Here is a 17,092-nt window from a genome sequence, read left to right as displayed (position 1 = left end):
GAGGCAGTAAGGAACGGCTTACCAGGAGAATAAATTATGCCTACTCCCACTAAGGGTCCCCGCCTCGGCGGATCACCGACCCACGAGCGCATCATGCTGAACAACCTGTCTCAGCAGCTCTTCGAGCACAAGCGCATCACCACCACCGTTACCAAGGCAAAGCGTCTGCGCCCCGTCGCTGAGCGCCTGATCACCTTCGCTAAGAAGGGTGACCTCAACGCTCGCCGCCGCGTCCTGCGTTCCATCGGTAACAAGTCCGTAGTCCACGAGCTCTTCACCGTCATTGCACCCGCAATGGCAGAGCGCCCCGGTGGCTACACCCGCATCACCAAGATCGGTAACCGCAAGGGCGACAACGCCCCCATGGCAGTTATCGAACTGGTCATGGAGCCCGTTGCAACCGCAGCCGCTGTTTCTGAAGCTACCAAGGTAGCCGAAACTGCAGCAGCTAAGGAAGAAGCAACCGCCCCCGCAGCAGAAGAGACCAAGGCAGCAGCCGCAACCTCAGAACTGCCCGCAGGCGCACACGCAGCAACCGAGAACGGCGAAGCCCCCGAAGGCTTCGAAATCAAGGGTAACGCTGACTCCATGAAGTACCACGTACCCGGCTCACGCTGGTACGCAAACACCCAGGCTGAAATCTGGTTCGACACCAAGGAATCAGCTGAAGCAGCAGGTTACGCACCTGCAGGTGGTGCAGCAGCACAGACCATCTCAGAAGACTAATCACCGTAGTCACTGAGTCAGTGAAGAGCGGCTCTTCCCAGTCAAGGGAAGGGCCGCCCTTCTCTTTTTAAATCGGTAAAGTAATACACGCACCCAATACACAACCAACCCGCAACCCTGCCACCCACATGAGGAGCACCATGACCAAACCAGAGCAGACACTCTACGAACCTCTTGTGCGGGTACGCATCGATTTCGCCTATGACGGCGGACCTTTCGCTGGGTGGGCAAAGCAACCCAATCTGGTAACGGTGCAAGGAGTGCTGGAAAACGCCCTGGCACTCATTTTCCGGCAACCCGTATACACCACAGTTGCCGGACGGACGGACGCCGGTGTGCATGCCCTGCATCAGGTAGTGCATTGTGATGCGCCTCTGAGTAAGTGGGAACAACTACCGGGGCGCAGCAAGGACACCCCTGCGCGGTCGCTCCGCAGAAAACTGCGAGGTGCTTTGAGCCGGTCCCTGGCAGATGCAGAAAGGGAGTTAGGCATCCCTGCTAAACTCCAGGGCTACCTGCAGAAGGCAATCACAATCCAAGAGGTCAGCGAGGTTCCCCTCACCTTCGACGCAAGGTTTTCGGCCCTCGAACGTTCCTACCGGTACCTCATTGAGGATAACCAGGAAGAAGACGGGTCAAACCCGCTCAATCGATTGATTGCCTGGCAGGTAAACAAGCCACTCGACCTCGTCCGAATGAACACGGCTGCAACCAGTCTGCTGGGACTGCACGATTTCCTCTCCTTCTGCAAACCCCGTGAAGGATCCACCACAATTCGGGAACTGAGGGAACTCAGTTTTGAACGACGAGCAGATGGCCTCATCGAGGCAACTATTCGAGCAGACGCCTTCTGCCACAACATGGTGCGAACCCTCATAGCATCCATCGTGATGGTGGGGGAGGGGACCAAAGACGAAGCCTGGTTACTTTCACGGATCACAGACCCCGTCCGCGATTCTCAGGTACGTCTGGCCGCACCCCGCGGACTGGCTCTCAGCTCGATTCTGTATCCAGACGAATCTGGGTATGCCGCCCAAAGCGACAAAGCCAGAAAACTCAGAACCTTACCCGACCAGAAGTAAAATCACACGAGTGTGATTTAAAGGTGAGGTCGGTCAAACCGGGGGAGTTTAATGCTGATTTCCCTGGCTTAAAGACCAAGAATTGGGTATAGTTTCATACGTTGTGCGTTCACTGCCCTCATTTCGTACCCTGTTCTTCGGTCTAGTTGCAGGACAATAACGGGGAACAAGAGGTCTGAGGGATTCAGTAACGCAGATGTGTTTGGCCCTCACCCAAACCCTGCGATAACGCACCTAGGTAAACCAGCGCGATACCCAACTAGCGCTACAAGAAACGAGAAAAGGCGAAATTTTGCGCACTTACACTCCGAAGTCAGGCGACAACAACCGCCAGTGGCACATCATCGATGCCTCTGACGTTGTTCTCGGCCGTCTCGCAAGCCAGACCGCAATCCTGCTGCGCGGCAAGCACAAGCCCACCTTCGCACCCCACGTTGACATGGGTGACTCCGTCATCATCATCAACGCTGAAAAGGTTGCACTGACCGGTGCCAAGCTTGAGCAGAAGCGTGCCTACCGCCACTCCGGTTACCCCGGTGGTCTGAAGTCAGTTAACTACGCCGAACTGTTGGAAACCAACCCCGTTCGCGCCGTAGAGAAGGCTGTCAAGGGCATGCTCCCCAAGAACAAGCTGGCTGCCCAGCAGCTCAAGAACCTCAAGGTTTACGCAGGTTCTGAGCACCCCCATGCAGCTCAGCAGCCCAAGACCTACGAATTCACCCAGGTTGCCCAGTAATTCGGGCCTACGAAAGAACTATTAAAGGAGACATCGTGGCTCAGAACGAAGAGTACACCACCGAAGAAGAGCTCACCAGCTACACTTCCGAGTCTTCAGCACCCGTTGCTGAAAAGGCTGCCCGCCCCGCCCTGACCGTTGGTGGCCAGGCTGTTGGCCGTCGCAAGGAAGCCGTTGCCCGCGTCCGCCTGGTACCCGGTACCGGCAAGTGGACCGTCAACGGTCGCGAGCTCGACAACTACTTCCCCAACAAGCTGCACCAGCAGGAAGTAAACGACCCCTTCAAGCTGCTTGAACTCGAAGGCGCCTACGACGTCTTCGCCCGTATCTCAGGTGGCGGCCCCTCCGGCCAGGCTGGCGCTCTGCGTCTTGGCGTTGCTCGTGCCCTGAACGAGATCGACGCTGAGAACAACCGCCCCGCCCTGAAGAAGGCAGGCTTCCTGACCCGCGACGCCCGTGTTATCGAGCGTAAGAAGGCTGGTCTTAAGAAGGCACGCAAGGCTTCACAGTTCTCCAAGCGCTAAGCGTCAACTGTGTGGGCTCTTGCCCCTCGCTTATCTCAAGCGCCCCGTTTCCCTCTGTGGAAGCGGGGCGCTTCTGTTTATATATCCCATCCCTGCTGTCCACCGGCGCTGGGGGAGGGGGGGACGGCTTTGGTTAGGGTCAAAACCGGTGTAACAGTGGGCGAAACCACAAACTGGTTCTACAATAGTTGTGGAACATTTCACGAGAGAAAGGGTGCCCGTGGCATCTTCGAACACCACTCGCACGAACAAGACCTCAGCCGCGGCCAGCAAGGCTGCTAAAACCCCGGTTGAAGCTCAGAGCGCTGAAGCTCCCGAGCAGGCAGAAACCACCGCCGTCCTTGACCCCAAGAAGGAGGCCGTCAAGGCCGCCCTCACCAAGGAAGCCCGCCGAGTCTCCGTCGTTGAAGACTACTCAGCTGAGCTCGACGAAATCTCATCCCTGACCAAGAAGCTGGCAGGGGACTCCGGTGAGAAGTCAGACGCCTGGAAGGCTGGCTACCCCTACGACAAGAAGCTCTCCCGCAAGGAATACGAAAAGGAAAAGCGGGCCCTGCAGATTGAGCTGCTCAAGCTCCAGCTCTGGATCAAGGAGACCGGTCAGAAGGTCCTCATCATCTTTGAGGGTCGCGACGCAGCAGGTAAGGGTGGCGCTATCAAGCGTTTCATGGAGCACCTCAACCCCCGTGGTGCCCGTGTTGTCGCCCTTGAAAAGCCCACCGACATTGAGCAGACCCAGTGGTACTTCCAGCGCTACATCCAGCACCTGCCCTCCGGCGGCGAAATCGTGCTCATGGACCGCTCCTGGTACAACCGCGCCGGCGTTGAGCGCGTCATGGGCTACTGCACCTCCCAGCAGTACTACGAGTTCATGCGTGAGGTCCCCGAGCTGGAGCGCATGCTGGTGAACTCCGGCGTCAAGCTTATTAAGTTCTGGTTCTCCGTCACCCGGGCAGAACAGCTGGCTCGCTTCAACTCCCGCCGCACCGACCCCGTGCGCCAGTGGAAGCTTTCCCCCACCGACCTTGCTTCCCTGGACAAGTGGGACGACTACACCGCAGCCAAGGAAGCCATGTTCTTCTACACCGACACCGGGGACGCCCCCTGGACCGTCGTGAAGTCTAACGACAAGAAGCGGGCCCGCCTGGAAGCAATGCGCCACGTCCTGGGCCAGTTCGAGTACCCCAACAAGGACCACGCCCTGGTAGGTACTACCGACCCCCTGATCGTGGGCAAGGGCGCCGACGTCCTGGAAGACGATGTGCCGGAAAACCCTGAAGGATTCCCTGTTCTACGCGAAGAAAAGTAGTACTCAGCAGTTAGAATAATCAGTAATGACTAGATTATTCGGAACCGACGGTGTTCGCGGCCTCGCTAACGAAGTGATCACTCCTGCTCTTGCTATGGAGCTAGCGCAGGCCGCTTCCATCGTCCTTGGGTTCAATACGGTAAAAGAAGGTACCCGCCCTAAGGCTGTTATTGCCCATGACTCCCGTATTTCGGGTGAGTTCATCGGTGCAGCCATGACTGCCGGATTCGCGGCCTCAGGTGTCGATGTGCTCGACGCCGGTATGGTGCCCACCCCCGCCGCTGCCTACCTGGTAGCAAGCACTGAAGCGGACTTCGGCGTCATGATTTCTGCCTCCCACAATGCGGCAGAAGATAACGGCATTAAGTTCCTGGCCCGTGGCGGTAAGAAGCTGGACGACGAGCTGGAAGATGCTATTGAGGCGCTCTACCGCTCCAAGGACTTCCGCTACCCCACCCACGGTGAGGTCGGGCGCGTCCGCCCCCTAACCGACGGTGAGGACCGCTACGTCACCCACCTGATTTCAACCATGCCCGAGCACCGCCGCCTCAACGGCCTGAAGGTTGTGCTGGACTGCGCTAACGGGGCCGCCTCTGGCGTTTCACCGGACGCCTTCCACGCCCTGGGGGCCAAGGTCTTCGTGATTGGTGCTGACCCCGATGGCGTCAACATCAACGACGGGGTTGGCTCAACCCACCCCGAGAAGCTACAGGAGGCTGTGCTGAAGCACAGCGCCGATCTGGGTATTGCCCACGACGGCGACGCCGACCGTTGCATGGCCGTGGATGAGCAGGGAAACCTGGTGGACGGCGACCAGATCATGGCTATTTTGGCCCTACAGATGAAGGAAGCCGGAACCCTCAAGGACGATACCCTGGTGGCTACCGTCATGAGCTCCCTGGGCCTGGAAATCTTCCTCAAGGAGCATGGCATCAAGCTGGAACGCACCTCTGTGGGCGACCGCTATGTGCTGGAATCCATGAATAAGAACGGCTTTAACCTGGGTGGTGAGCAGTCTGGCCATGTGATTATGTCAGACCACGCAACCACCGGCGACGGCGTGCTGACCGGCCTGCACCTGGCTGCTGAGGTGGCCCGTACCGGCCTGCCCCTGTCTGAGCTGGCCAACCGTATGCAGGCAACCCCGCAGAAGCTGATCAACGTTAAGGGCGTGGACCGTTCCGGTGTTGCCGGGTGTGAGCCCCTGCAGGCTGCCATTCGGCAGGCAGAAGCTGACCTGGGCGATACCGGCCGGGTGTTGCTCCGTCCCTCGGGCACTGAGCCCCTGGTGCGCGTTATGGTCGAAGCTGCCACCCAGGAGGTTGCCGACGCAACAGCCCAGGCTCTGGCCGACGTCGTTGCCCGAGAGCTGGCAATCTAAAACTGAATAAGCCTTATGACAACGGGCCTCTCCCCAGGTGGGAGAGGCTCGTTTGCTTGTATAGAAACAACCCGGCTAAACCTGTCTAACAGGTGTGAGAAATTGGGCAAGAACGATCCCGCCTTACACCTGTCTGACAGGACAGAGAGGCGGTAGACTGAACTTGAATTGCTCCCAGAGCGCCGACGATGGCCCAATTCTGGGGGCTTTTTTGACACCCGCATACAATCACTAGAAGAAGGACTCAATGGCTGAGACTCAGACCCCAAGCCTGCGCGTGCGCGTGCAGAAGTTTGGCACCTTCCTATCAAGCATGATTATGCCCAACATCGGCGCCCTGATCGCCTGGGGTATCATCACCGCCCTCTTTATCCCCAAGGGCCTCGTGCCCAAGTACTTCCCCGGCCTGACCGACTTTAGCGCCCTGGTAGCTACCATGGTCGGCCCCATGGTCTTCTACCTGCTCCCGATCCTGATCGCCTACACCGGCGGTAAGATCGTTTACGAGCACCGCGGAGGCGTCGTCGGCGCAACCGCAACCATGGGCGTGATTATGGGTGCCAGTGACCCCCTCTTCGTCGGTGAAGCCGGCGGTTCCCCCATGTTCCTGGGCGCTATGGTCATGGGCCCCCTGGCTGCCTGGTGCATGAAGAAGCTGGACGGCCTGTGGGACGGCAAGATCAAGCCCGGCTTCGAAATGCTGGTCAACAACTTCTCAGCCGGTATCTTCGCCGTCATTGCCGCCCTGGGCTCCATGTTCCTGCTGACCCCCGTCATGCGGGCCTTCTCAGCGGGTGCAGAAGCAGCTGTTAACTGGCTTGTCTCCACCGGCCTGCTGCCCCTGACCGCCCTGCTGATTGAACCGGCTAAGGTCCTCTTCCTCAACAACGCCATCAACCACGGCATTATCACCCCTCTGGGTACCGCCCAGGCCCTGGAGCAGGGTAAGTCCATCCTCTACCTGCTCGAAGCTAACCCCGGCCCCGGCCTGGGTATCCTGCTGGCCTACTGCTTCTTCGGCCGCGGCTCAGCCAAGGCAACTGCCCCCGGTGCAGCCCTGATTCACTTCTTCGGCGGTATCCACGAAATCTACTTCCCCTACGTCCTGATGAAGCCTCAGCTGATTATCGCCGCGATTGCAGGCGGTATGACCGGTACCTTCACCTTCATGACCCTGAACGTCGGCCTGACCTCAGCGTCAGCCCCCGGCTCCATTCTTGCCATCACAGCTGTTGCTGCTGAAGGGGACCACTTCAAGATCTACCTGGGCGTCTTTGCCGCTACCCTCGTTTCCTTCCTGGTTTCTGCAGTGATCCTCAAGTTCTCCAAGCAGGGTGAGGATGACCTGTCATCAGCTGCTGCCAAGATGGAAGAGATGAAGGGCAAGAAGTCCTCTGTCGCCGGTGCCTTTGCTACCGCCAACAAGAACCAGGAAATCCGCACCATCGTCTTTGCCTGCGACGCCGGTATGGGCTCATCCGCTATGGGCGCCTCCGTTCTGCGGAACAAGATTAAGGACGCCGGGTTCGGCGACCTCGTCACCGTCACCAACAGCGCTATCAGCAACCTCAAAGACGAATACGACCTGCTGGTTTCCCACCAGGACCTGGCAGATCGGGCCGCTACCCCCACCCCCAGCGCCATTCACGTTGCCGTGGACAACTTCATGAACTCCCCGCGCTACGACGAAATCGTTGACATGATCCGCTCCCAGCAGCAGGGCCAGGCAAGCCCCGCCCCCGCTGCCGTCGCCCCTGCCGCTTCTGCCGCCGTCGCAACCGAAGAGCAGGTGCTGACCCTCGACACCATCGTCCTGAACGCTAGCGCCACCGACCGCGCCGACGCCATCAACCAGGCCGGTGCCCTGCTCGTGGCCACCGGCAAGGTAGACGACAGCTACCGGGCAGCCATGCACGAACGCGAAGCCTCCGTCTCCACCTACATGGGCAACGGGCTGGCCATTCCCCACGGCACCAACGAGGCCAAGGACGCCATCCACAGCTCAGCCATGAGCTTCATCCGTCTGACCGAACCCATCGACTGGAGTGGCAAGCCCGTCAACTTCGTCATCGGCATTGCCGGGGCCGGCGGAACCCACCTGGAACTGCTCCAGAAGGTTGCTAAGCTGTTCTCGAAGAAAGAATCAGTAGCCCAGCTTGAAGCGGCTACCACCGCAGAGGAAATCCTCGAGATCTTTGGAAAGGTCAAGTAACCATGAAGAAGGCAGTACACTTCGGGGCCGGCAACATTGGCCGAGGCTTCGTTGGCGTCATCCTGAATGAGGCCGGCTACGAGCTGGTCTTCTCCGACGTCGCCGCCCCCCTCATTGACGCCCTCAATGAGCAGGACACCTACACCGTCCACGAAGTCGGCCACGACCCCAAGGACCTAACCATCAGCAACTTCCGGGGGATCAACTCAGCTGAGAACCCCCAGGCCCTGGCCGAAGAAATCGCCACCGCCGACGTCGTCACCACCGCCGTTGGCCCCACCGTGCTCAAGTTCGTTGCCGTCAATATCGCCGACGGCCTCAAGCTCCGGGCCGAACGGGGGGTTGCCGGTAAGGTGGCCGTCATGGCCTGCGAAAACGCTATCAACGCCACCGACGGCCTGGCTGAGGAAGTCCGCAAGCACTTCCCCGAGGCAGATAGCGTCGCCATCTTCGCCAACACCGCTGTAGACCGTATCGTGCCCAACCAGGCCCCCGGCCAGGGGCTGGACGTGACCGTGGAGAACTACTACGAATGGGCTGTGGAAACCGGCCCCTTCGGCCAGGACGTTCCCGAGATCCCCGGGGCAACCTGGGTAGAGGACCTTGCCCCCTACATCACCCGCAAGCTCTTCACCGTCAACACCGGCCACGCCACTACCGCCTATTTCGGCCAGCAGGCTGGAATCTCCAAGCTCTCTGACGCCCTTGAGGTCCCTGAGATTCGCGCCAAGGTTGAGGCAACCCTGGCTGAAACCAAGGACCTGATCGTGCGGAAGTTCGGTTTTGAGCCCGAGGTTCAGCAGGCCTACGTTGAGAAGATCCTGGCCCGCTTCGCCAACCCGGACCTGCCCGATACCACTGAACGCGTTGGGCGTTCCCCGCTGCGGAAGATTTCCCGCAACGAGCGGTTCATCGGCCCGGCTGCTGAACTCGCTGAGATGGGCCGTCCGACCGACGCCCTGTTGGCAACCGTCGGAGCCCTGCTGGAGTTCGATGTTGCTGAGGACCCTGAGTCGGTTGAACTCCAGGCAATCCTGGCCTCTGCCCGCGCCGGGGAGAAGACCGCCGCTGAGGTAGCCCAGGAGCTCACCGGCTTGTCAGCTGATCACCCCCTCTTCGCTGGTCTGCTGGCCCAGGTTGAGGCCCGTCTTGCTGCCTAGCCCCTCAGACCTGCCCTAAGCCCCCTTCTGCTCGCAGGCAGGGGGGCAAAGAGACAGGACGAACACGGCCCGGCTCACCTACCAGAGGGTAGGGGAGCCGGGCCGTTAGTTTTACCCCTTGTGAGGGCTGGTGCAGGGTCGGAGCTGGGCTGGTGGGCGATAGGCAACAAGGAGTTAGCTCAGGTCTGTGGGGCTAGGGAGCAAGTCAGGGGCAGTTCGGTACTGGACTCGTTGCTAGTGCTTGCTGCTCGGGTTTGCTCCCTGGGTCTCGTGCAGGGGAGAGGCCCTGCCCTGGCGGGCCCCAGATGGGGGAGAGATCGGGGCCGGGCACAGGGTAAGCCTGGTTTAGGGCATAAGAAAAGCCCCGGTGTTTCCACCGGGGCTTAGTGCTCAAAAACTCAAGCAGGAAGATTACTTGTTGGCCAGGGCGTCGCGGATCTCCTTGAGGAGGGCAACCTGGGGATCTTCTTCTTCAACTTCTTCATCGAGGGCGAGCTTGGCAGCGCGAGCTTCGTTGAACTTGTTGATGGGCATAACGATGCAGAAGTAAACAGCAGCAGCAATCAGCAGGAAGTTAACAACTGCGGTCAGGAAGACGCCGACCTTGATATCACCAAAGACGAGGAATTCGTCAAAGGAGGGAGCCTTGACAATCATGGAGATGGCAGGCATCAGGACGGACTCGACCAGGGCGTTAACAACGGCGGTGAAAGCGGTGCCAATGATCATACCTACTGCGAGGTCGATGACATTGCCGCGAGTGATGAAATCTTTAAATCCACTAAGCATGAGTTCAAGAATACCGGTTTTCAGCCCAGAGAAAAGACCCCCGCCCACAGAAAAATAGGCTGAAGCTAGTGGGTTTGCTCACAATTCCAACCCTAGTTAAGGTGCGTCACACATTTAGCCCTTTTAAAGGCTCTACGAGGCGGGTTAACCTGCAGGAATGCAAGGATTAGTAGGTGGGGGCAGGGCCGGTTCCCCAGAACTCTTCCAGGGTGGCATAGCCTGATTCCTTGAAAGCTCTAGCCTCTTCAATACCGATATAGCGCAGGTGCCAGGACTCATACCAGTAGCCGGTTGTTTCATGGTGCCACCAGGGGTAGCGCACCACAAAGCCGTACTCTTGGGCGTGCTCAGCTGCCCAGATCGCTGCGGCGGTGTCCTTGAAACAGGGCTGGAGGTCGCACCCGGTGCCAGTGCCAATATCAAGGGCCAAGCCTGTCTGGTGCTCGGAATAGCCGGGGCGGGCGGAGGCTGTATCGGCATATTCCTGCCCCTGCTGGGCAACCCAGTTGGAGTAGGTGCCCTGCTGGGTCTCGTAGGATCTGAAACCGCTGACAGCAAACATGGGTGCCCCAGCGGCAGCTGCATCAGCCATCATTCGCTCAGCTGCTTCTGCTGCTTCTGCCCGCAACTGCACCGAACCTACCGGAACGAGGTCGGAAGGCGAGTAGGTGATGGGGGTAAGTGGGTTTTGCTTATTCACCAAGACGGTAATCGAATCTGGTGAGCTGATATCGGCAGGACGGCGGGTGCCTCCTGCCGAGGGCGACGCCGGGCTACTCGAAGAGGCCGCCTCGCCGGTGCTATCTGGCGACACCGACAAGGTAGCAGAAGGGGCAGCTGATGACGGGGCGGAACCTGCCTGGAGGCTACTCGCCTCCGCTCCCGAGGAAGCCGGGGCGCTCGCGTCCTGAGAAGAACTGCACCCGGTCACCAAAATCGCACCAAGCAAACAAGCAGCCAGCGGCCGCACCGAAGAAAACTGGAACACACTAATTCTTTCGCAAGAGAACCTTACGGATCTTATGGTCATGGGACTTCTGCAAAATCAACTGGGCCCGGCCCCGCGTCGGACGCACATTCTCCCTCAAATTAGGCTCATTAATAGACCGCCAAATACTCAAGGCCAGCTCAATAGCAGCCTCCTGGGAAAGATCCGCATACCGCCGGAAATAAGAATGCGGGTTCGTGAAAGCCGAAGCCTGCAACTTGAGGAACCGCTGAACATACCAGGACTCAATATCGCGGGTGCGGGCGTCCACATAAATCGAAAAATCAAAGAAATCAGCCAGGCTCAACGCCGAGCTGTCATCGGCCCCCAGCTTGGCTGGGGCCAGGACGTTCAAGCCCTCCACAATCAAGACATCCGGGCTGGTCACCTCAATGCGCTCGCCCTCCATGATGTCGTAGTAAAGGTGAGAATACTTAGGGGCCGTGACCCTCGGCGCCCCAGACTTCACCTCGGACACAAAGCGCAAGAGGGCCCGGCGGTCATATGATTCAGGGAAGCCCTTGCGCCCCATGAGTCCCCGTTCCTCCAAAACGCGGTTGGGATAGAGAAAGCCGTCGGTCGTCACTAACTGAACGTTGGGAGTAGAGGGCCAACGGCGCAGAAGCTCCTGCAGGACACGGGCCGTCGTCGACTTGCCCACCGCCACAGACCCGGCCACACCAATAATAAAAGGAACCTTCTGGCCCTCAACCCCCAAAAAATCATCGGTCACCCGGTTGGTGTGCGTCGCTGCATCAACATAGAGGTTCAAAAGCCGGGAAATAGGCAGGTACACCTGACTGACCTCATCCAGGTCAATCGTGTCGCCCAGTCCGCGCAACTGGGCGACCTCCTCCTCACTGAGGGGCACAGAAATCTCCTGGGCCAGACGGGACCAGGTATCGCGGTCAAGCTCCCGAAAAGGGGAAAGCTTGGAGTGAGTCGTAGAAGTGCTCATTCACCCCAGTCTACGGGCCCCCAGGGCAGGGGTCTATTGTGACAACGGTGCTGTCTAGAAAATAACCATCAATTGCGACACTGTGGCCAACGCGTCAAGCCCTCCTCAGCCCTCTACCTGTCTATGCCTGTAATATGACACTTATGTGTGGAATCGTAGGATACGTAAGTCTCGGCACTGCCGCAGACGGTAAGAAATTTGACCATACCGCATACGATGTGGTTCTCGAAGGTCTACGCCGCCAGGAATACCGCGGCTACGACTCAGCCGGCGTCGCCCTCATCGGCGATAACGGCATCGAATTCCGAAAGAAGTCAGGCAAGCTGGCCAACCTCGAAGCAGAAGTAGAGGCCAACCCCCTGCCTGAAAGCACTATCGGTATTGGTCACACTCGCTGGGCTACCCACGGTGGCCCCACCGACAACAACGCTCACCCGCACGTTGTCGACAACGGCCGCCTGGCCGTCGTCCACAACGGCATTATCGAAAACTTCGCAGAACTGCGTGCAGAACTGGTCGCAGAGGGCTGTGAATTCAAGTCCCAGACCGACACCGAAATCGCAGCAAACCTGATTGCCTCCATCTACAACAAGCTGGAGAAGAAGGACCTCACCGAGGCCGTCCGTCAGGCATCAAACCGCCTCGAAGGTGCCTTCACCATCCTGGCCGTCCACGTTGACTGCCCCGACCGCGTCGTTGCAACCCGCCGCAACTCCCCCCTGGTCATCGGCCTGGGCGAGAACGAAAACTTCCTCGGCTCTGACGTCTCCGGCTTCATCGACTACACCAAGAAGGCAGTCGAAATGGGCCAGGACCAGATCGTCACCATCACCGGTAGCGACTACTCCATCATCGACTTCGACGGCTTCCCCGCCCACGGCAAGGAATTCACCATCGAATGGGACGCCGCAGCCGTCGAAAAGGGTGGCTACGACTCCTTCATGGAAAAGGAAATCCACGAGCAGCCCGCCGCCGTCCGCGACACCCTGCTCGGCCGCCTGGACGAAAAGGGCAACCTGACCCTGGACGAACTCAAGATTGACGACTCAATCCTGCGCTCCGTCAACAAGATCATCGTTGTTGCCTGTGGTACCGCAGCCTACGCAGGCCAGGTCGCCCGCTACGCCATCGAACACTGGTGCCGTATCCCTACCGAGGTAGAACTGGCCCACGAGTTCCGCTACCGCGACCCCATCGTCGACGAAAAGACCCTGGTCGTTGCCCTCTCCCAGTCCGGCGAAACCATGGACACCCTCATGGCCGTCCGCCACGCCCAGGAACAGGGCGCCAAGGTTGTCTCCATCTGTAACACCAACGGCTCCACCCTGCCCCGCGAGGCAGACGCCGCCCTCTACACCCACGCCGGCCCCGAGATCGCGGTAGCCTCCACCAAGGCCTTCCTCTCCCAGATCGCTGCAGCCTACCTGCTCGGCCTCTACCTGGCCCAGCTGCGCGGCAACATGTTCAAGGACGAAATCCGTTCCATCCTTGAAGAACTGCAGAAGATGCCCGAGAAGATCCAGGCCGTCATCGACAACGAGCAGCAGGTCAAGGACCTCGGCACCTCCATGAAGGACGCCAAGTCCGTCCTCTTCCTGGGCCGCCACGTCGGCTTCCCCGTCGCCCTTGAAGGCGCCCTGAAGCTCAAGGAAATCGCCTACCTGCACGCCGAAGGCTTCGCAGCAGGCGAGCTCAAGCACGGCCCCATCGCCCTGGTTGAAGAAGGCCAGCCCATCTTCGTCATCGTCCCCTCACCCAACGGCCGCGACTCCCTGCACGCCAAGGTTGTTTCCAACATCCAGGAAGTCCGCGCCCGCGGTGCAGTGACCATCGTGATCGCTGAAGAGGGCGACACCGCTGTTGAGGAACATGCAGATCACATCATCCGCATCCCCTCCTCACCCAGCCTGCTCCAGCCCCTGCTCTCCACTGTGCCCCTGCAGATCTTTGCCTGCGCAGTGGCTCACGCTAAGGGCTACGACGTCGACCAGCCCCGTAACCTGGCTAAGTCAGTGACCGTCGAGTAAGACCTCCTCAGTGAGTGAGAAAAGGGCCCCGTACCCGGGTTGGGTACGGGGTCCTTTTTGGGTACGGGGTCCTTTTGGGTTCGTGGGCAGGGCGTAGAATGGGCGGGAGAGGTAAGCGCATGGCCCAAGGAAGAAAGAGGGGGACTGCGTGATTATTGGTACTGGAACCGATGTGGTCAATATTGAACGGTTCGCCGGGCTGCTGGAGCGCACCCCGGCCCTGCAGGAGCGGCTCTTTACCCCGGGGGAGCGGGGCCTGCCCGTCCGCTCCCTGGCTGCCCGGTTCGCGGCCAAGGAGGCTGTGGCCAAGGCGCTGAGGGCACCTGCTGGCCTCTCCTGGCAGGACTGCTGGGTAGAGAAGGACGCGGACGGCGCCCCCTACCTGGTCGTGCAGGGCACCGTGGCGGCCCGGGCTGCTGACCTGGGAATTAACCGGCTCCACCTGACCCTGAGCCACGACGAACCTGTCGCCACGGCAGTTGTTCTGGCAGAGCACCTGGGGGAAGAAGAGCTACTGAAGCTCCGAAGTCTGGATTCGGACGGACGGGGGCTGCTGGGCAGTTCCTCGGCAGGAGGGCAGCCCTAGGATGGCTCAGGTACAGGAACTCACCCTCAGCGACCTTAAAACATATGTCACTGCCCCAACCCCTTCCTCCCACAAGTACACCCGCGGGGTGCTTGGCCTGCTGACCGGCAGTGACACCTACCCGGGGGCGGCGCTCATGTCTGCCCGGGCCGCCGTGAATACCGGGGCCGGTATGGTGAGATTTGCCGGAACCGCCTCCTTGAACCTCCAGATGCACCTAACCGTGCCAGAGGCCGTATGTAGTGTGGGAGAACCCGAAAACCTGCGCGTGGACGCCTGGGCCCTCGGCTCGGGCCTTGCAGGTGAGGCCCGGGAAGCCGAAGCCCTGGCCGTCCTTGCGACAGGACAAGCGGCTGTGATTGATGCCGGGGCTGTCTCCCTAGCCGCCCGGCTGGTTGTTGACGGTCTCACCCTGCAGGCCCACCACGTCCTGACCCCCCATGCCGGGGAAGCCTCCGACGCCCTGACCTGGTTACTGGCCTTGGCCCCGTCCCTGATCCAGGCCCAGGACCCTACCCTGGGAGAACCTCCCAGCCGAAAAGATATTGAAGCTAACCCGCCCCGGTTTGCGGGCTTGCTGGCAGGAGCAACCGGGGCCACCGTCCTGCTCAAGGGCGCCACTAGCACCCTGGCTTCCCCCACCGGGGACCTCTTCCAGGTAACCGGTGAGAGCACGAGCCACTGGCTGGCAACAGCAGGTAGCGGGGATACCCTCACCGGTATTCTCGGGGCCCTCCTGGCCCGCTACCAGGCCGAAGAAACAAGCCCCGGGGCTGACCCGGCTGACTACGCCCGCCTGGCAGGGGCTGCTATCCAAATCCACCACGCAGCTGCCCGGCTCGTCCACGGTGGGGGAGCCGCCGGGCCCACCCCACCCACCCTCGTGGCCCAGCACCTGCCCGAGGCTGTCGCCACTTTCATCAGCAATAGTTAAAAACAGGGGGCCGGTTACCGCCATACGATAACCGGCCCCCTGTGGCACGCTTTAGTAGGCGCCTTCCTTGGCAAAGACTGCGCGGACGGTACGGACCAGGATCATAAGGTCAGCAACCACCGACCAGTTCTCAACATAGTAAAGATCCAGGCGAATCGACTCTTCCCAGGAGAGGTCAGAGCGGCCCGAGACCTGCCAGAGACCGGTAATGCCGGGCTTGACCAGCAGGCGGCGGTAGGCGTCCTCCTCGTAGAGGGCAACCTCAGATTCCAGGGGCGGACGCGGGCCCACCAGGGACATATCGCCCACAAAGACGTTCCAGAGCTGGGGCAGCTCATCAATGGAGTACTTGCGGATGAACTTACCAATCTTGGTGATGCGGGGGTCGTCAGCCATCTTGAAGAGCACCCCGTTGCCCTCGTTCTGATCCATCAGCTCCTTTTTGAGTTCCTCGGCGTTGGTCACCATGGAGCGGAACTTAATCATGTGGAAGGGAGTCCCCCGGAAGCCAACGCGCTCCTGGAAGAAGAAGATAGGGCCCCCGTCGGACTTGACGATAGCTGCCACGATCAGGAAGAGGGGGGAGAGCAGGATAATGCCCAGGCCCGAGGCCAGGACGTCGATGGCCCGCTTGCAGATGGCCTGGACACCCTCCAGACGGGGGGTGTGGACGTGAATCAGGGGGATCCCGGAGAGGGGCTGGGTATGAATACGAGGCCCTGCAATGTCTGTCATGGCCGGGGCCATAATCAGGGCGACGTGGGCGGCAGCCAGGGCCCAGCCCAGGCGGCGGAGCTCCGTGGGGGTGAGCCCGTGGCCGGTCGATACCGCAACCGCATGGATATTGTTAGCCCTCACCACTTCCAGGACCTGGGCAGCGTCGGCCGAGTAGCCCAGGGTGGGGATCGCGCCACCTGCGAGTTCAGTACCGTGGGGTTCCCGGGGCAGGTAGGCCGCCACGGGGCTCAGACCTGAGGCTTGGGCGTCCTTGAGATTGGTGTAGAGGTGGTTGCCTGATTCGAGGTCGCCAATGATCATGACACGGGAGAGCAGACGGCCGCTGTCACGGACCTTAACCAGCCAGCGGCGAATAATCCAGCGGGCCAGCAGGAGCAAGGCAAGCCCCATAGGGAAAGAAATCAGCAGGTAGGCCCGGGCAAACTCGGTTTTGGTAAGGTAGGCAAAAATTGCGATGGAGCAGTAAAAATAGGTGGTTGACTTAACCACGAGCCGGTATTCATCGGTGCCGTGCCCCAGGTAACGGATATTGCGGGTATCTGCCAGGGTGAGGGCTAGAAGCCAGGTGAGGCCCAGCAGGACTCCTGTGCCGACATAGCCGAACGGGAGCGAGAAAGCCCCGTCGCTAAAGACCTTGGTATCTTCAAAACCGAAGATGATGATGTGGCTGACGAACATGGTCACTGCGATGGTAACCGTGTCAGCTAGGTAGAGGGCACCCTTGAGTTTGCGGTGCCAAGTGCGCCGGTTCCGAGTTTCGGCCCAGCGCTCTTCAATATATTCTTCATTCACTTTGATGTGTCCCCTAATGACATGAGTTAGCCCCTGGGAATAGTGCGAATGGTGGGGGCTAAAACTGCCGAGTATTCACATCAATTTTACTCCTTGTCTGCTGGTATTTGACCTATTCAAGGGTGAAGTTTGCTTCACATCAAAAATAAA

Annotated in this window: 16 protein-coding genes; 12 read left to right on the top strand and 4 right to left on the bottom strand. The window is 59.9% G+C overall.

Annotated elements, in window-relative coordinates; all coding sequences use genetic code 11:
• Window positions 1–36 precede the first annotated feature (36 nt).
• The 8 genes from rplQ (at window position 37) to L7A15_RS02620 (ending at window position 9,130) form a co-directional block, all read left to right on the top strand.
• Complete coding sequence (rplQ, locus tag L7A15_RS02655; protein WP_237208087.1) at window positions 37–726, top strand: 50S ribosomal protein L17; 690 nt, start codon at window positions 37–39, stop codon at window positions 724–726.
• Between the two features lie 140 nt (window positions 727–866).
• Window positions 867–1,808 (top strand): tRNA pseudouridine(38-40) synthase TruA, encoded by a 942-nt coding sequence (gene truA, locus L7A15_RS02650; protein ID WP_237208085.1) that lies wholly within the window; start codon window positions 867–869, stop codon window positions 1,806–1,808.
• A 292-nt stretch (window positions 1,809–2,100) separates the two neighbouring features.
• Window positions 2,101–2,544, top strand: a complete 444-nt coding sequence (rplM, locus tag L7A15_RS02645; protein ID WP_135013063.1) for a 50S ribosomal protein L13 — start codon at window positions 2,101–2,103, stop codon at window positions 2,542–2,544.
• A gap of 35 nt (window positions 2,545–2,579) precedes the next feature.
• On the top strand, window positions 2,580–3,068 hold the full coding sequence (gene rpsI, locus L7A15_RS02640) for a 30S ribosomal protein S9 (protein WP_135013062.1): 489 nt from the start codon (window positions 2,580–2,582) through the stop codon (window positions 3,066–3,068).
• 220 nt (window positions 3,069–3,288) lie between these two features.
• Window positions 3,289–4,377 carry a polyphosphate kinase 2 gene (gene ppk2, locus L7A15_RS02635; protein WP_237188205.1) on the top strand — a complete coding sequence of 363 codons (1,089 nt, stop codon included), beginning with the start codon at window positions 3,289–3,291 and terminating at the stop codon, window positions 4,375–4,377.
• 25 nt (window positions 4,378–4,402) lie between these two features.
• Window positions 4,403–5,758: a phosphoglucosamine mutase gene (gene glmM, locus L7A15_RS02630; protein WP_237188206.1), complete on the top strand. Its 1,356-nt coding sequence runs from the start codon at window positions 4,403–4,405 to the stop codon at window positions 5,756–5,758.
• Window positions 5,759–6,005: 247 nt separating this feature from the next.
• Complete coding sequence (locus tag L7A15_RS02625) at window positions 6,006–7,970, top strand: PTS mannitol transporter subunit IICBA (protein ID WP_237188208.1); 1,965 nt, start codon at window positions 6,006–6,008, stop codon at window positions 7,968–7,970.
• 2 nt (window positions 7,971–7,972) lie between these two features.
• Window positions 7,973–9,130, top strand: coding sequence for a mannitol-1-phosphate 5-dehydrogenase (locus tag L7A15_RS02620; protein ID WP_237208084.1), 1,158 nt, complete (start codon window positions 7,973–7,975; stop codon window positions 9,128–9,130).
• A gap of 411 nt (window positions 9,131–9,541) precedes the next feature.
• On the opposite strand, the gene mscL is transcribed toward L7A15_RS02620, so the two are convergent.
• Entirely contained in the window at window positions 9,542–9,919 is a 378-nt protein-coding gene (gene mscL, locus L7A15_RS02615; RefSeq protein ID WP_237200253.1) for a large conductance mechanosensitive channel protein MscL, read from the bottom strand.
• A 166-nt stretch (window positions 9,920–10,085) separates the two neighbouring features.
• The gene (locus L7A15_RS02610) at window positions 10,086–10,619 is read right to left on the bottom strand and encodes a M15 family metallopeptidase (protein WP_237200254.1); all 534 of its coding nucleotides are present in this window, start codon (window positions 10,617–10,619) and stop codon (window positions 10,086–10,088) included.
• 46 nt (window positions 10,620–10,665) lie between these two features.
• On the opposite strand from L7A15_RS02610, the gene L7A15_RS02605 reads away from it, so the two are divergent.
• On the top strand, window positions 10,666–10,830 hold the full coding sequence (locus L7A15_RS02605; RefSeq protein ID WP_237208083.1) for a hypothetical protein: 165 nt from the start codon (window positions 10,666–10,668) through the stop codon (window positions 10,828–10,830).
• A 78-nt stretch (window positions 10,831–10,908) separates the two neighbouring features.
• Here the strand turns inward: L7A15_RS02605 and coaA are convergent, their stop codons facing one another.
• A complete protein-coding gene (gene coaA, locus L7A15_RS02600) occupies window positions 10,909–11,865 on the bottom strand; it encodes a type I pantothenate kinase (RefSeq protein ID WP_237200256.1) in 957 nt (318 codons plus the stop codon).
• A gap of 143 nt (window positions 11,866–12,008) precedes the next feature.
• Here coaA and glmS point away from each other — a divergent pair, with 143 nt between their 5' ends.
• From glmS to L7A15_RS02585, 3 genes are all read left to right on the top strand, one after another.
• A complete protein-coding gene (gene glmS / locus L7A15_RS02595) occupies window positions 12,009–13,892 on the top strand; it encodes a glutamine--fructose-6-phosphate transaminase (isomerizing) (protein ID WP_237188216.1) in 1,884 nt (627 codons plus the stop codon).
• A 148-nt stretch (window positions 13,893–14,040) separates the two neighbouring features.
• Window positions 14,041–14,478 (top strand): holo-ACP synthase, encoded by a 438-nt coding sequence (locus L7A15_RS02590; RefSeq protein WP_237200257.1) that lies wholly within the window; start codon window positions 14,041–14,043, stop codon window positions 14,476–14,478.
• Window position 14,479: 1 nt separating this feature from the next.
• The gene (locus L7A15_RS02585; RefSeq protein WP_237200258.1) at window positions 14,480–15,412 is read left to right on the top strand and encodes an ADP-dependent NAD(P)H-hydrate dehydratase; all 933 of its coding nucleotides are present in this window, start codon (window positions 14,480–14,482) and stop codon (window positions 15,410–15,412) included.
• 51 nt (window positions 15,413–15,463) lie between these two features.
• On the opposite strand, the gene L7A15_RS02580 is transcribed toward L7A15_RS02585, so the two are convergent.
• The gene (locus L7A15_RS02580) at window positions 15,464–16,942 is read right to left on the bottom strand and encodes a sugar transferase (RefSeq protein ID WP_237200259.1); all 1,479 of its coding nucleotides are present in this window, start codon (window positions 16,940–16,942) and stop codon (window positions 15,464–15,466) included.
• Window positions 16,943–17,092 lie beyond the last annotated feature (150 nt).

Origin of the sequence: Rothia nasimurium (assembly GCF_928391935.1) — a bacterium.
In the GTDB taxonomy this organism is placed as follows: Bacteria; Actinomycetota; Actinomycetes; order Actinomycetales; family Micrococcaceae; genus Rothia; species Rothia nasimurium_D.
This window is presented reverse-complemented; position numbering and strand designations above follow the sequence as displayed.